Here is a 14,563-nt window from a genome sequence, read left to right on the forward strand (position 1 = left end):
AGACCAGTAACTGTATCGGGCGCTGAAGTGCTGGGCAACGACTATTTTGGGTTCGGCAGCCTGGGCGTCTGTCAGGCCGGTCTGTCGGCCAGAACATCTGGGATGCGGGAAAGACCAGTCATCCAGACGTGGGTGTCGAGGCACATCCATTGAGCGAGTTCGAAGATCACTACGGCATCATCTACCAACCCCCGGCGGTGGATGGGCTTGTGGTGGGCTACTCGATTTCGGAGAAATTGGAGTTGCCTCATACGGGATTCCACATCGGCCCGGATATGAGCCGCGTTACCACCGGAAGGGTGGTTCGGGAACCGCGCATACAGAGCGGGGACCCACATAGTGGTGTGGTAGCGCGGTGAGCAGAGGTATCTCCAGAAACCAAAGTTCAGTTCAGAAATCAGCTCACTGTGGATCAGCGGGCGTCTCCCGCTGTCGGTGGCTCGTTGCTTTGCCTTTCGTATGTCGCGAAGTGCGTTCTTGGCATGCTTGCCAGGAAAGAGCGATGCGCGGTCGTACCAAGGGAGTGACCGTCCTACTGAAGCGGTGAGTTCGGTCAGGGCCTCGTCGAAGCGGTTGCGGAGTACGACTTCGAGCCGACCGAGGTCTTCGAGGAAGGCGGCGGCGATTTGGGCGTTCCAGGCGTAGAGGTCGAGTGCTCGGTTTGGGTCGTTGTCGCAATCGTCCAAGTACGACCGCAGGCAGTCGTAGCTCAAGCGATCCAAGATCACTGTGGGATCGAACGTTGACGGGTTGGGCATCGGCCGGTACCCTCACTTCTGAAGACCCCGGAACCGTCCCTGCTTCGGCAAACGGCCGGGGTTACGTCTTTGTTGGGGGAAGTGAGGGCGGCGGGATGCCGCGATAGCCGCCGTTAGACGGTGGGAATGAGGCTATAGGTTGAGTGGGCTATTTCGGCACGGCGACCTGGAACCCGCGTCTCTCAGTGTGCGGTGGAAGTTCAAGAGCTCGGTGGCGTGGGTTCCAGCGGCTGCGCGATGAGCCGCTAGTGGGGTCTGAGTACCAGGCTGAGCCAGCGGTCGATGGTGGCGGTCCAGCCTTGGGGGATTATCACGGTGGAGGAGGTCTCTTCGATGATGGCGGGGCCGGCGATGGTGGGACCGGGCAGGAGGGTGTGGCGGCGGTAGACGGGGGTGTCGGCCATTTCGCCGGCGAACCAGGCGGGGCGGTAGGAGAGGGGTACGGGCGGTCGAGCGGCTACTTGGTCGGTTGACCAGTCGGGCTTCGGGACAGGGCCGGTGACTCGCACCCGATAGTTGACGAACTCCACCGGGTCGGCCTGGCGGATGCCGTAGAGCTTTTCGTAGAGCTCGTTGAACGCGGCGGCGGCCTCGTCCAAGTCACAGCCATGCAGTGGAACGGTCAACTCGTGGGCTTGGTGGCGGTAGCGGACGTCGATCTCGCGCTCGAGCACGACCTCGTCGGCGGCGAACCCCTCCGCCCCGATCTCGGCGACGGCCACCGCTTCCAGCTCGGTGTAGATGGCCTCGACAACGCCAGCGTCAACGCCGACTGAGTCGATCACCTGGGTGCGGACGTGGTCGGTGACCACGTCGGAGGCCAACAGGCCCACCGCCGAGCCCACCCCAGGGTTGGCCGGGATAACCACTTCGGCGATTCCGAATTCCTCGGCCAAGCGGGCCACATGGACTCCGGCCGCACCGCCGGAAGCCAGCAAAGTGAAGTCGCGGGGGTCGACGCCCCGCTCCAGGGTCACCACCCGCACCGCGGCGGCCATGGTGGCGTTGACCACCTCGTACACCCCGGCGGCGGCCGCCTCCGGGGTAAGCCCCATGGGCTCGGCCAGTTCGGCCAGGGCGGCATGGGCCAGGTCGGCTCGGATGGCCATGCGGCCCCCGAGGAAGAAACCCGAATTGAGGTAGCCCAGCACCAGATCAGCGTCGGTCACGGTGGGTTGGGTGCCCCCCCGGTCGTAGCAGGCCGGTCCCGGCTCGGCTCCGGCGGAGTCCGGTCCCACTCGAAGCGCTCCGCCGCTGTCGAGGTAAGCGATCGATCCGCCGCCGGCGCCTACCTCGGCCAGATCGATCACCGGGATCTTGATGGGATAGCCGGTGTTGATCTGCTTCACGCCCGACGACGCCGTGCCCCCCACATAGAACTCGTGAGCAATGGCGGCGTGGCCGTTCCGCACCAGCCCTGCTTTGGCCGTGGTGCCCCCCATGTCGAAGGAAATCAGGTTGTCGATGCCGCTGAGTCGGCCCACATGAGCGGCGGCCATCACCCCGGCAGCCGGGCCTGACTCCACCAGTTGCACCGGCCTCCGGGCCACGGTGGCGGCCGAGATGATGCCGCCCGAAGAGCCCATGATCTGCAATCGGGCCCCGATGCCCTGGTGGGCCAGTTCGGTGTCCAGCCGGGCGATGTAGCGGGTAACGGTGGGGCCCACGTAGGCCGACATAACCGTGGTGCAGGCTCGGGGCAGCTCCCGGTACTCGGGCCACACCTCGCTGGAGACCGCCACGTAGAGGTCGGGGTCCAGCTCGGCGATGATGTCGGCCACCCGGCGCTCGTGCTCCCCGTTGGCGTATGAGTGAAGGAAGCACACTGCGACTGCATCCACCGGCTCGCGGGCCAATAGATCGGCCAGCGCCGTGCGGGCTTGGTCGACGTCGAGCGGCACCACCACCGAGCCGTCAGGTCCTGTCCGCTCCACCACGTCCACGGTGCGCCGTCGGGGGACGATGGGCGCCTGCTTGGTGTAGAACAGGTCGTACTTCTCGGCGTCGCCCTTGCGCTCGTTGCCGATGATCAAGATGTCGCCGAACCCGGCGGTGGTGACGTAGGCCACCGGGCCCCCCTTGCGCTCCAAGATCAAGTTGGTGGCCAGAGTGGTGGCGTGGACCGCCTGAGTTACCTCGGGGGGATCATGCCCAGCCTCGGCCAAGAGCTCGGCGATCCCGTGAAGCACCCCGGCCGCAGGGTCGTCGGGGGTGGTGAGCACTTTGGCGGTGCAGATATCGCCATCTGAGCGGTCGATCAGCACCACGTCGGTAAACGTTCCGCCGATGTCGATGCCGAGGGCGAGGGTCATCGGCTTCTCAGTGCCGCGGTGGCCGCCGGATCCACCTCCCCGGTCTCGACGTCGACCACCACCCCATAATCCCGGCGGGCGGCTTCAGGCGAGACTCGGCCGTCTCGCACGTCGGCGCCTACCAACTCTGGGTCGCGTTCATAGGGGTCTCCAAAGCCGCCGCCGGCCGAGGTGAGCATGGTGATCATGTCGCCGGCTCGCAGCGGGTAGGCAGTGACCTTGGCGGGCAGCGTTTCTTCGTCGGGAGTGCCTTCGTTGATTACCCAGCCCCCGCCCGCGCCGGGTGAGCCGCCGTATATGCCAGGAGGCGGGCGTCGGCAGCGATCGGTGGCCCGACCGGTGAACTGGCCGTCGCTCAGGATGCGTATGTCACGGCGCGCCCCGGTGCCTCCCCGCCACCGGCCCGGTCCGCCCGAGTCGGTCCACAGCTCGAAGCGCTCGAAGCGCACCGGGTGCTCCTGCTCGTAGGCCTCCACGGTGTGGAACGCCCCCCCGGCACCGAGCACCAGCGGGCCGGTCACGTCCACGCCGTCGCGGTCGGACCGGGCGCCGGAGCCGCCGAACTGGGGGTCCATGAACGCCCAAGGACGGCCGTCGGTTCCGGTGCCGTTCATGATGTAGACGTGGACGTTGCACGAGGCAGCCACCGCTCGGGCCGGGTCGAGTTGGGAGAACGCCCCCAACATGGCCTCCACCACCGCCATGACCGTGGCCATGCGGGCGTTGAGCGCAGCGGGCGGGTTGGGGTTGACCAGGGTGCCCGCCGGCAGCCGCAGCTCCATGGGGCGGAAGGCGCCGTCGTTCACCGGGATGTCGGGGGCCAGCATGCAGCGAACGGCGAACAGCACCCCGGAGGTGGTCTGCGACACCGCGGCGTTGATGGGCCCCGGGGCCTGGGGCGAAGTGCCCTCGAAATCGGCGGTTATGGTCGATCCTCGAACGGTCAGGGCCACATGCACCTCGTGGTCGGCGTCGGGGTTCACGCCGTCGTCGTCGATAATGAACGAGCCGGTGTAGGTGCCGTCGGCCAGCGCCTCGATACCCGCTCGGGTCCGGCGCTCGGTGTAGTCCAACAACTCGTCGGTGATCTCGTGCAGCCGCTCCAGGCCGTAGCGATCGGCCAGGTCGGCCAGCCGGTCGGCCCCCAGGTTGGTGGCCGCGATCATGGCCCGGATGTCGCCCAGCACCTTTTCGGGCGTGCGGCTGTTGGCCGCGATCACGTCCAGCATCGGCTGGTTGGGCTCCCCGGCCAATGCCAGCGGCACAGGAGGTAGCACCAGGCCCTCCTGGAACATCTCGGTGGCGTTGGCCGGCAGACCGCCGGCGGCCATGCCCCCCAGATCGGCCACATGCAAGAGGGCGCAGGTGAAGAACGCCAGGGTGTCGCTTATGAACACCGGACGGAACACCATCACGTCGTTGGAGTGGATCCCACCCCGGTAGGGGTCGTTGGAGGCGTACACGTCGCCCTCGGCCATGGATTCAGGCGGAAAGTCGTCCAGAAGAGAGCGCAGAGACGGCCGCAGGCTGGACAGATGCATCAGCGGGGCACCCATCGACTGGGCGATGAACTGGCCCCGATGGTCGAAAATCGCCGCGGTGGAGTCCCCGCCCTCTTTGACCACCGAGGAGTAGGCCGATCGCACCGTGGTCAGCCCCATCTCCTCGGCGATGGCCCCCAAGGCGTTCTTGACTACCTCCAGCGCGATGGGATCAGAAGGCCGGCCGTCGGTTGTCAAAGCTCGAACGGCCCCTTGCCCATCTGATCTCGGATGGTGACGACCGCCGGGTTGGTCATGGAGCGGCGCTGCCAGTTGGCCCCGTCCACCACCATGGTGTGGCCGCTGATGAACTGTGCGAAGGGGGAGGCCAAGAAAGTGGCGGCCCAGCCCAACTCCCGCAGTTGCCCCACTCGCATGGCTGGCTGGCAGGGGTCCTTCTCGTGGGTGCGGTCGAGGCTGGAGCGGATGTCGGCGGTCATGTCCTCATGGGGGAACAGCCCCGGCACCAGGCCGTTCACCTGGATGCCGTAGGGACCCCACTCCACGGCCAGGCTCTCGGTCATCGACTTGACCCCGGCCTTGGCCGCAGCCGAGTGGGCGAAGCCGGGGCCACCAGTCCAGGCGTAAGACGCCCCGATATTGACGATCGCCCCCGGCGTTCCCGCGTCCAGATGACGGCGGGCGAATTCCCGGGCACAGAAGAAGGTGCCGTTGAGGGTGATGTCAACCACCGTGCGCCACGCGTTGGGCGACATGTCCTCGGCCGGGACCGGGAAGTTGGCCGCCGCATTGTTGATGAGCACGTCGGGCAAGCCGAACCGGTCGGTGGCCGCGTCGAATGCCTCGGCGATCTGCTCGGCCTGGCGGATGTCGCAGCCCACCACCAGCACCTCGGCACCGATCTCCTCTATGGCCGCCTGGCCCGCTTCCAGGTGCTCGGGCTTGCGGCTGGCGATGACCAGGTTGGCCCCCAGCCGGGCGAACTCGGTGGCGATGGCCTTGCCCAGCCCAGTGCCTCCTCCAGTGACGAACACGGTTTGGCCGTCGTAGGTGCCCGGCACCAGGGCGGTGGCGCCCTCCGGGGCGGGCTCGGGCAGTCCGGTGATCTCAGCCATTTGTCATCTCCTCTTCAGGACCGCTTGTACTCAGGGTCGCGCTCTTCGGCCCGGGCCGCTCGGAACTCGGCGAAGTCGTCCGAGCGGTTGATCAGCGTCTGGAAGGCGTACTCGTCGTTCATGGAGCTGCGCAGCCCCTCCATGGCCAGGTTGCGGATCACCCGGCGGGCAAGCTGCACCGAATAAGGCGAGTGAGAGGCAATCTTGGCAGCCATCTCCATCACGGTGTCGTCCAACTCCTCAGGCGCCACAATGCGGGTCACGATGCCGTGGGTGAGGGCCTCCTCGGCGCTTAGCACCCGGCTGGTGAGCACCATGTCGCTGACCAGGCCCGATCCGCAGATCTCGAACAAGCGGCCCATTCCGCCGGTGTCGGGGATCACACCGTGGGTCAGTTCGGGGAGCAAGAAGCGGGCCCCCTCGGCCGCCACCCGGATGTCGCACAGCAGCGCTCGCTGGAACGAACCGCCGATTGCCCACCCCTGCATGGCCACGATGATGGGGGCGTCGATGTCCCAAACCTGCTGGATTCCCCGGTGGCCCCGCTCCATGCCGGCGTGGTGGGCAATGCCCATCTGCCCCCCGCCGATGGCCGACACGTCGCGCCCCGACGACCACGACTTGCCCTCTCCGCGCCACACAACGGCCCGGATGGACTTGTCGGCTTTGATCTCTCCCAAGATGTCGAATAACGCCACGTCCATGTCGTCGTCGAAGGCGTTGTGCTTGGCGGGATTGTTGTTGGTGATGACGGCGATATGCCCGTCCACCGTGAGCTGTACTCGATCGTCGGCCATTCCCTCACCGTAACCGTCGCTCTTGCTTTGGGAAGAATGGGGCCGGTTTGGGTCACAATGGCGGCATGGCGATGAACCTGGACTTGGTGGGAGAGCGGGGCAAGCCGCATCAGCGGGGGTGGCTGCCCCGGGACTGCACCCTGTATGCGCTCAGCGTGGGAGCGGGGTTTGACGATCTGGCCTTCGTGGGGGAACAGGCCGCCGGGCACCCCCAGCAGGTGTACCCCAGTTTCGTGTGCTCGGGGGGTCGGTCGGACAAGGCCAGCAGCGGCGAAGGTAATCCCATGTTCCGATACGGCGACTACCAGGTTCACCAGCTGGTACACGGCGAGCAGGAGCTGACCATTCATGGGGAAATCAGCCCCACCGGGTCGGTGGTCAGCACAGGAACGGTGGTGGGCATCTACGACAAGGGCTCCGGCGCGGTGGTCCACGCCGAAAGCGAGTCGGTGGATGCCGCCACCGGTGAGCCGCTGTTCACCACCGGTTCCAAGCTGTTCGTTATGGGCGAGGGGGGTTTCGGCGGCGACCCCGGCCCCAAAACTCCACCCTGGGATGTCGGCGACGCGCCCCCCGACGCCGCGGTGCACTGGCAGACCCTGCCGGTGCAGTCTCTGCTCTACCGCCACGGCGGCAACGACCCCAACCTCATCCACTACGACCCCACGGTGGCCGCGGCGGCCGGGTTTGACGGCCCCATCCTCATGGGGCTCAACACGTACGGTTTCGCCTGCCGGGCCCTGGTGGAGACGGTGTGCGGGGGCGACCCCCTAGCGCTGGGCTCGATAGGCGGGCGCTTCGCCTCCCCCGGCTACAACGGTGACGTGCTCACCACCCAGATCTGGCGCGATCCTGCCGAAGAGAACGAGGTGCTGTTCCGGGTGGTCTCAAACCGGGGGACCACGGTTTTCGACAAAGGCCGGGCCACGCTGCGTTAAGCAGCAGAGGGGGAAACACAATGAGCAGATTGGTAATCGACGCCGACGGCCACATCAGCGAGCCGCCCGAGCTGTGGGAGGAGTTCTGCGACCCGGATTTCCTGGCGTTCGCCCCCCGGCGGGTGCTCGACAACCAGGGCCGGCCCCGCACCTTCGTGGGGGGCGAGATGGCGCCCTACATCCCCTTCGACTCGCTGGCCTACGACAAAGAGCGCCCCAAGGGCGGTGTCGATCCCCACGCCCGGCTGGCCGACATGGACAGCGAGGGCATGGACATCTCAGTGATTTTCCCCACCACCGGACTCATGTTCGGCGGCGTCGCCGACGCGGCGGTGAACAACGCCCTGTGCCGGGCCTACAACGACTGGCTCCGCACCTACTGCGACACCGACACGTCCCGACTGCTGGGAGTGGCGGTGGTACCCCAAGTGGACCCGGCGCTTATGGTGGCCGAGGCCCGCCGGGCCATCGACGAACTGGGATTCGTAGCGGTGATGCTTCGGCCCAACGTGATTGCCGGTCGCACCCTCGACCATCCGGCCTACGACGGTCTGTGGTCGCTGCTGGCCGACCGGGGCCTCCCCGCCGCCCTGCACGAGGGCACCACCCAGAACGTGCCTCAATCAGGGCTGGACCGCTACGACAACTTCATGTTCCGCCACGTGTGCTCCCACCCCCATGAGCAGCAGATGGGCTGTTTGGAGCTGATCGCCGGCGGGGTGTTGGAGCGCCACCCCGAGTTGCGGGTGGTGTTCTTGGAGTCGGGCTGCGGCTGGGTGGACCACTGGCTCGAGCGCATCGACGAGCACTTGGACTCCTGGGGCCATGCCTCAGCCTCACTGGAGCTGAACGCCACCGAGTATTTCCAACGGCAGTGCTTCATCTCCTGCGACCCCGAAGAGCGGACTGTTTCCGGCGTGATGGACTCGCTCGGCGACGACTGCGTAGTTTTCGCCACCGACTACCCTCACCCCGACGGGGTCTTCCCCGGCGTGGTCAAAGCCCTGGCCGACCGGGACGACCTCAGCGAAATCCGCAAGGACAAGATCCTGGGCCTCAACGCCAAGCGGTGCTTTGGCCTCTGAGAGGGTTCGACAGAATCGAGGACAAGCCATGACCATGGGCAAGAAATGGGCTTCGACCGCAATGTTGCGCTGGATCGCACTGCTGATGGCAGTTGCACTGGTGGCCGGGGCCTGCGGGGGCGGCAACGACGACGATGAGAGCGGCGAGGTTGAGGCGTCTCAGGCCACTGCGGCCGCTCCGGCTCCCGAACCGGCCGACAGCGACGGTGAGACAGAACCGGCACCGGCAGAGAGCGAGCCCGAAGAGGCAGCACCGGCTCCCACCCAACAGCCAGCCGATACTGAGGCCCCGGCTCCAGAGGAGGAACCCGAGGCCACTCCTGAACCCATCGTTTTGACCGACTCGTTCCGAGGCGTGACCTCAGAGTTCATCCTCATCGGCCACTCTTCCATCGACTTCGAGAAGCTGAACGCCGACTTCGGGCTTGACTTGCCCTACCAAAACTTCGGGCCCCCGTTCTTGGCCATGGTGGACTGGTACAACGAGCAGGGCGGTGTCCTGGGGCGGCGCCTTGAGGTGGTTTCCGAGCTGTTCTTGCCGGTGGGCGCCACGACCGCAGAGGAGGCATGCCTCAAGCTGACCGAAGACGTGCAGGTCTTTGCGGTGATCAACGGGTTCGCCGGCCCGGGCGCGGAGCAAGTGAACACCTGCGTTACCGAGTTGCACGACACGATTCTGGTGGGTGGTCTTCCCACCCCGGAGCAGGCTGAGGCCGCTGGCGGGCTGTGGGTCAGCCCCCAGATGAGCCTGGAGCGGCGCAACACCGCAATGGTGTCGATACTTGAGCAAACCGGGCGGATCGACGAGTTGAGCCCGGTCATGATCATCGGCGCCCATCCCGAACAGCAGTCGTTGGTGGACGGCATCGCCGAGGACTTGCGGGCGGCTGGGGCTGAGGTGCCAGTGGTTGGGGTGGTGACCACCACCGGCGACCAATTCGCCACCCAGGCCGAGATGGACGTCTACATTGAGCGAGCCCGAAGCGACGGAATCGTGTCGATTTTGCTTGCCGGCGAGGACGAATACCGCAACTCCCATCTGTGGGACACGGCTCCGGAATTCGTCTATTTGATCGGAAACGGCGATCGGTTGGCCGATTGGCAGCGGGAGCAGCCTGATGGCCTCCAATCCGGCACCTTGGTGCTTACCTCCCGAGGCGGCCCATCCCCGATGGAAGATCCCCGCATCCTGCATTGCATCGACGTAATTGAGGGCGCTTTGGGCATCGAGATCTTGCCCCCCGAAGAGCTGGGCGATGATGACATCCAGCACTGGGCCGGAATGCTCAATGCCTGCCGCGACCTGTCTATGTTCGTCCAGATCGCCGAGGCCGCCGGGCCCGACCTCACCAACGATTCCTGGGTGGCGGCGCTGGACAACGTTCCCGACATTTCGGTTCCGGGAGTCGAGTTTGCCTCGCTCAGTTCTAGCAAGGTGGACGCGGCCGACGAGTTGTTCCTAGTTGAGTACGACTTTGAAGCCCGGGAGTTCATCGAACTGGCTGGCCCCATAGACGTGGGCTAGCGGCGTGTCGAACCAAATCGGCACGTGGAGCGAGCAGGACGAACGCCTATGGGAGTTGGCCAGCAGTCACGGGATGCCGCGTCGGCATTTCCTGGCGCTTCTGGTTGCCGGTGGCGCCGCGGCGGTGGTTGCCGCCTGCGGGGGCGGCAGATCTTCTTCGGTGCCGATTACCGGAAGTCTCACCTCGCCGAATGAGCCGGCCGCGCTGTTCAAGAACCCGTCGCCGTTCATTCAGCGGGGCGCATCGCTCGAGTCTCGCCTGGAGCTGATGCCAGGGCTGATCACGCCCAACGATCTGTTTTTCGTCCGCAACAACTCCTCCAGCGTCAAGGTCTCAGTGGGCGACTGGTCGCTGGTTATCGAGGGCGACGCGGTCAACCAGCGCCTTGATCTCAGCTACGACGACATCCTTCGGCTGCCCAGCCGCTCGCTGGTCGCCTACCTGGAATGCGCGGGGAACCACCGGGTGATGTTCGACCGTCTGCAAGGCCGAGCGGCCGAGGGCACGCAATGGGGGAGGGGCGCGATCGGCAACGGCGAGTGGCTCGGAGTCTCGCTGGCTGATGTTCTGACTCTGGCCGGCTTGGCCGATGACGCCGTCAGCGTGCTGCTGATCGGGCTAGACAAGGATTCTCCTGAAGGTGGCTTCCGGCGCGTGCTTCCTCTTGAGAAGGCTCTGGATCCCGACACAATCCTGGCCTACGAAATGAACGGCGAGCCGCTCCCCCGCGACCACGGATTCCCGTTGCGGGCCATCGTTCCCGGCTGGGTGGGCAGCTCGCAGATCAAGTGGCTGGGCCGGATCGTAGTGTCGTCCGATCCGCAGTGGACCCGCAACAACACCACGTCGTACGTGCTCATCGGCGACGACTATTCGCCCGAGGGTGAGGCCCTGGGCCAGGTCGTGACCGAGCAGAACATCAAGAGCGCCCTGGCCCTGCCCTGGCCAGCCCGGTTGGACGAGGGCCATCACCACCTGCGCGGGTTCGCGCATTCACCCCAGGGGCGAATAACCAGGGTGCAGTGGAGCGATGATGGCGGCACCAGCTGGCAAGACTCCCGGGTACTCACCCCGCAGCCCCAGCATTCGTGGGCCCAATTCGAATTCGACTGGTCGGCCACCGCTGGTGAGCACACCATCACCACCCGGGCCACCGATATCGAAGGCAACACCCAGCCCGACCGGGTGCCGTTCAATCAGAAGGGCTACCTGTTCAACCAGCCCCTACCCCACCCAGTGCGGGTGACCGCCTAGGGAAGATCTACAGCCCCATGTCGTGGTAGTCGGGCATTTCGTAGCGGCCAATGGCCTCGGCTCGGCGGTGGAGGAGGGCGACGGTGTCTTCGATGTTGCGGCCGATGATGAACCGACGTTCCTCCACGCAGTCCACCACGAAGTTGCCGTGCTCGAGCAGGTCGGCCACCTCGGGCTCGTAGCCCCGGACCTCGGTCATGATGTCCTTGAGCTCTTGGAAGGTCATGCTGCGCCGCCCAGTGGCGTCGCCCACCCGGGCGAAGTGGGCGGGGCGGTTGCGCTGGGCGGTGAACAACCCGGTGTCGAGCATGCCGCCCGACGGGTAGAGCACCGAGGCCCGCAGGTCGCTTCCCTCCCGAATCAGGTTGGTGTGCACGGTCTCGGTGAAGCAGCTCACCGCGGCCTTGGAGGCGGCGTACACCGACGCGGTGGGCACGGGGGCGAACCCGCCGTCGCCGGATGAGGTGTTGATGATCTGACCGGGCAGCCCGCCGGCCAACATGCGGGGCACGAATTCGGTGGTGCAGATGGCCACGCCGAACACGTTCACGCTGAAGCACCAGCGCCAGTCGTTGGGCTCCTGCTCCCACGGCTTGCCGCCCCCGCCGGAGGTGACCCCCGCGTTGTTGAAGAGCAGGTTGCACCGGCCGTGGGCGCCGTACACGTGGTCGGCCAGGGCGACCACCGAGCCTTCGTCGGCCACATCGGTGGGCCAGCCCGACACCGGGCCTAAGCCGGAAAGCTCGGCCACGGTGGCCTCTGTGGTGTCGGCCTCGATGTCGGCGATCACCACCGTGGCGCCCCGTCCCAACAGGGCGGTCACGATGCCCTTGCCGATGCCGCCGGCCCCGCCGGTGACCACCGCCACCATGCCGTTGACGTCGAGACGCTCAGTTGGGGTTTCGCTGCTCATGGTGACTCCTGTGATGGCTGACCCGCTGAGGTTTAGCAGTTTTTTCTCTACCCGCCCAACGCTCAGTCGGCGTTGAGGGACTCCCGGGCTATTTGGCCCGGATCGGGTGGCGCCGCGCTGGGCGTGGTGATGTCGATATAGGAGATGACGCCGGTCCACGGGAACGGCGGCTGGTAGTCGTCGTTGACCGGGAAGCCGGCGTCGTGGCCGATGATCAGCCCGGTGCCCCCGTTTTGCCACGAATTGGGGAACGTGCGGTCGAGGTCCAGCCGGGCGGCCACCTCACCGTCCACCAGCAGCTCCACGGTGCTCGAGGCCGGAGAGGTCGGCTGGTACCGGCATTCCAGGCTGGTGGCATCGGTCGGAACCGGCGGGGTGATCAGCTTGAACTGGTCCCCTGAAAGGCACATCCCCAGCACCAGGGCGCCGTCCAGCCCGTAGAGGGCCAGGCCGCTGGTCCAGTCGCCCATGGCCCACACGATGCCCTCGGCCCCGGCCGGCTCCAACGTCACTGAGGCCTCGATGGTGAAGCCCCGCACCAACACTGGCATCACCTCGTCGGCCACCCGGCCGGCGCCCGGTCGGTAACGGGCTTGGGCGGGGGGCGGATAGGCCGGGGGGTAGATGGCCGGCATCCGCCCGGCATAGCCGTCGTCGAGGGGCAGCACGTGGTGGCGCTCAGCGGCGGCCCACCAGGCCGATTCGAGCTCGGCCAGCTTCTCGGGGTGCTCAGCGGCCAGGTCACGAGCCTCGGAGAAGTCGTCATCGAGGCAGAACAGCGCCCAGGTGTCGTCGGTGAACGAGCGGCTTCCCTCCATGAGGGCGACCTCGTCGCCGTGGGCCTCGGCCACATGGTCGGTGGTGGCCTTCCAGCCGTTGAGGTAAATGGCCCGCGACCCCTGGACCTCGAAGTACTGCTCTGATCGGGGAGAGGGGGCGTCGGCATCATCGAACGTGGCCGCCAGGCTGGCCCCGTGTATCGGCATCTGGGCCACTCCGTCCACCGAATCGGGAGCATCCACCCCGCACAGCTCCAACACAGTGGGGGCTAGGTCGATGGCGTGGCAGAACTGGGAGCGCACCTCGCCTCGGGCGGCGATGCCCGCGGGCCAGTGCACCACCAGAGGCGTGCAGGTGCCGCCCAGCCAGGCGTAGCGCTTCCACAGCCGGAACGGCGTATTGCCGGCCCAGGCCCAACCCCAGGCGTAGTGGTTGTAGGTGCGGGGGCCGCCCAAATCGTCGAGCCACTCCAGATTGGCGGCCACCGATTCGGGCAGGCCCTTGGTGAACCGGTGCTCGTTGACCGATCCCACGTGGCCGCCCTCGGCGCTGGCCCCGTTGTCGGAGCACAGCATGACCACGGTGTTGTCCAGCTCGCCGATGGCCTCCAGATGGTTGATCACCCGGCCGATCTGGGCATCGGTGTGGGAAACGAATCCGGCGTACACCTCGTGCATGCGGGCGAATAGGCGCCGGGCGTCGGCGTCGAGTTCGTCCCAGGGCTGCACCCACGACGGCCGTTCGGTGAGCGTGGTGTTCTCCGGGGCGATGCCCGAGGCCAGTTGGCGGTCGAAGGCTCGCTCCCGCCACCGGTCCCACCCGTCGTCGAACATCCCCTGGTAGGGATCCACCCATTCGGGTGCCACGTGGTGGGGGGCATGGGTGGCCACCTCGGCGTAGTAGCAGAAGAACGGCTTGTCGGGGGCGGCGTGCTTCTGGTCGGTGATGTGGGCGATGGCCTGGTCGGCCAGATCGGCGCTGAGGTGGTAGCCGTCGTCATAGTGGGCCGGTGGTTTGATGTAGTGCTGGTCGCGCACCAGGTTGGGAGCCCAGCAGTTGGCTCCGCCGTGGAGCACCCCGTAGTACCGCTCGAAGCCCACCCCGGTGGGCCACAGGGTGAACGGGCCGGCCGCGCTGCGCTCCCCTCGGGGAGCGAGGTGCCACTTGCCGATGGCCATGGTGCCCCAGCCGGCGTCCCGCAGGATTCGGGGCAGCAGGGCGGCCGACGGGGGGATGCGGGCGGTGTAGCCGGGAAACCCCATGGTCATGTCGGACAGGAATCCCATGCCCACCGCGTGGTGGTTACGCCCGCTCAGCAGGGCGGCCCGAGTCGGCGAGCACAGGGCGGTCACGTGGAAGCGGTTGTAGGCCAGGCCGTTGGCGGCCAGCCGGTCGATGTTGGGGGTGGCGATGTCGGCCCCGAAGCAGCCGAGTTGGGCGAAGCCGGTGTCGTCCAGCAGGATGACCAGCACGTTGGGCGCCCCCTGGGGGGCTCGGGTCAGCTCAGGAGGACGAGGAGTGGACCCGGCCACGGTGAGCCCGATGCCGGGTGATGAGAGCGAAGAGGCAGTCATGGCGGGCTG

The 14,563-nt window shown here is 66.7% G+C and carries 11 protein-coding genes; 4 read left to right on the forward strand and 7 right to left on the reverse strand.

The features are described from left to right. Window positions 1–71 precede the first annotated feature (71 nt). From ACOGJC_RS11635 to ACOGJC_RS11655, 5 genes are all read right to left on the reverse strand, one after another. Window positions 72–758 (reverse strand): hypothetical protein, encoded by a 687-nt coding sequence (locus ACOGJC_RS11635; RefSeq protein WP_419845160.1) that lies wholly within the window; start codon window positions 756–758, stop codon window positions 72–74. A gap of 245 nt (window positions 759–1,003) precedes the next feature. Continuing rightward, the gene (locus ACOGJC_RS11640; RefSeq protein WP_419845161.1) at window positions 1,004–3,070 is read right to left on the reverse strand and encodes a hydantoinase/oxoprolinase family protein; all 2,067 of its coding nucleotides are present in this window, start codon (window positions 3,068–3,070) and stop codon (window positions 1,004–1,006) included. Beyond that, window positions 3,067–4,809, reverse strand: coding sequence for a hydantoinase B/oxoprolinase family protein (locus ACOGJC_RS11645; RefSeq protein WP_419845162.1), 1,743 nt, complete (start codon window positions 4,807–4,809; stop codon window positions 3,067–3,069). The genes ACOGJC_RS11640 and ACOGJC_RS11645 overlap by 4 nt, the downstream gene beginning before the upstream one ends. After that, a complete protein-coding gene (locus ACOGJC_RS11650; protein WP_419845163.1) occupies window positions 4,806–5,687 on the reverse strand; it encodes an SDR family oxidoreductase in 882 nt (293 codons plus the stop codon). The genes ACOGJC_RS11645 and ACOGJC_RS11650 overlap by 4 nt, the downstream gene beginning before the upstream one ends. 14 nt (window positions 5,688–5,701) lie before the next feature. Next, window positions 5,702–6,484 (reverse strand): enoyl-CoA hydratase/isomerase family protein, encoded by a 783-nt coding sequence (locus ACOGJC_RS11655; protein ID WP_419845164.1) that lies wholly within the window; start codon window positions 6,482–6,484, stop codon window positions 5,702–5,704. A 65-nt stretch (window positions 6,485–6,549) separates the two neighbouring features. Here ACOGJC_RS11655 and ACOGJC_RS11660 point away from each other — a divergent pair, with 65 nt between their 5' ends. Genes ACOGJC_RS11660 through ACOGJC_RS11675 form a run of 4 tightly spaced genes read left to right on the forward strand, consistent with a single transcriptional unit; the run spans window position 6,550 to window position 11,287 of the window. Then, entirely contained in the window at window positions 6,550–7,422 is an 873-nt protein-coding gene (locus ACOGJC_RS11660; protein WP_419845165.1) for a MaoC/PaaZ C-terminal domain-containing protein, read from the forward strand. Between the two features lie 20 nt (window positions 7,423–7,442). Further along, a complete protein-coding gene (locus ACOGJC_RS11665; protein ID WP_419845166.1) occupies window positions 7,443–8,507 on the forward strand; it encodes an amidohydrolase family protein in 1,065 nt (354 codons plus the stop codon). A 28-nt stretch (window positions 8,508–8,535) separates the two neighbouring features. Beyond that, window positions 8,536–10,032 (forward strand): hypothetical protein, encoded by a 1,497-nt coding sequence (locus ACOGJC_RS11670; RefSeq protein ID WP_419845167.1) that lies wholly within the window; start codon window positions 8,536–8,538, stop codon window positions 10,030–10,032. A gap of 4 nt (window positions 10,033–10,036) precedes the next feature. Beyond that, on the forward strand, window positions 10,037–11,287 hold the full coding sequence (locus ACOGJC_RS11675) for a sulfite oxidase (protein WP_419845168.1): 1,251 nt from the start codon (window positions 10,037–10,039) through the stop codon (window positions 11,285–11,287). A gap of 7 nt (window positions 11,288–11,294) precedes the next feature. On the opposite strand, the gene ACOGJC_RS11680 is transcribed toward ACOGJC_RS11675, so the two are convergent. Together ACOGJC_RS11680 and ACOGJC_RS11685 are read right to left on the reverse strand one after the other, a co-directional pair. After that, entirely contained in the window at window positions 11,295–12,200 is a 906-nt protein-coding gene (locus ACOGJC_RS11680; protein ID WP_419845169.1) for an SDR family NAD(P)-dependent oxidoreductase, read from the reverse strand. A 62-nt stretch (window positions 12,201–12,262) separates the two neighbouring features. Continuing rightward, on the reverse strand, window positions 12,263–14,554 hold the full coding sequence (locus tag ACOGJC_RS11685) for an arylsulfatase (RefSeq protein WP_419845170.1): 2,292 nt from the start codon (window positions 14,552–14,554) through the stop codon (window positions 12,263–12,265). Between the last annotated feature and the right edge of the window lie 9 nt (window positions 14,555–14,563).

Origin of the sequence: Candidatus Poriferisocius sp., from assembly GCF_965204015.1 — a bacterium.
Taxonomy (GTDB): Bacteria; Actinomycetota; Acidimicrobiia; order Acidimicrobiales; family Bin134; genus Poriferisocius.

What these genes read in the sequence shown, in the direction of transcription:
- ACOGJC_RS11635 (WP_419845160.1), bottom strand. Translation starts at nt 758, where the DNA reads ATGCCCAACCCGTCAACGTTCGATCCCACAGTGATCTTGGATCGCTTG.
- ACOGJC_RS11640 (WP_419845161.1), bottom strand. Translation starts at nt 3,070, where the DNA reads ATGACCCTCGCCCTCGGCATCGACATCGGCGGAACGTTTACCGACGTG.
- ACOGJC_RS11650 (WP_419845163.1), bottom strand. Translation starts at nt 5,687, where the DNA reads ATGGCTGAGATCACCGGACTGCCCGAGCCCGCCCCGGAGGGCGCCACC.
- ACOGJC_RS11655 (WP_419845164.1), bottom strand. Translation starts at nt 6,484, where the DNA reads ATGGCCGACGATCGAGTACAGCTCACGGTGGACGGGCATATCGCCGTC.
- ACOGJC_RS11660 (WP_419845165.1), top strand. Translation starts at nt 6,550, where the DNA reads ATGGCGATGAACCTGGACTTGGTGGGAGAGCGGGGCAAGCCGCATCAG.
- ACOGJC_RS11665 (WP_419845166.1), top strand. Translation starts at nt 7,443, where the DNA reads ATGAGCAGATTGGTAATCGACGCCGACGGCCACATCAGCGAGCCGCCC.
- ACOGJC_RS11670 (WP_419845167.1), top strand. Translation starts at nt 8,536, where the DNA reads ATGACCATGGGCAAGAAATGGGCTTCGACCGCAATGTTGCGCTGGATC.
- ACOGJC_RS11680 (WP_419845169.1), bottom strand. Translation starts at nt 12,200, where the DNA reads ATGAGCAGCGAAACCCCAACTGAGCGTCTCGACGTCAACGGCATGGTG.
- ACOGJC_RS11685 (WP_419845170.1), bottom strand. Translation starts at nt 14,554, where the DNA reads ATGACTGCCTCTTCGCTCTCATCACCCGGCATCGGGCTCACCGTGGCC.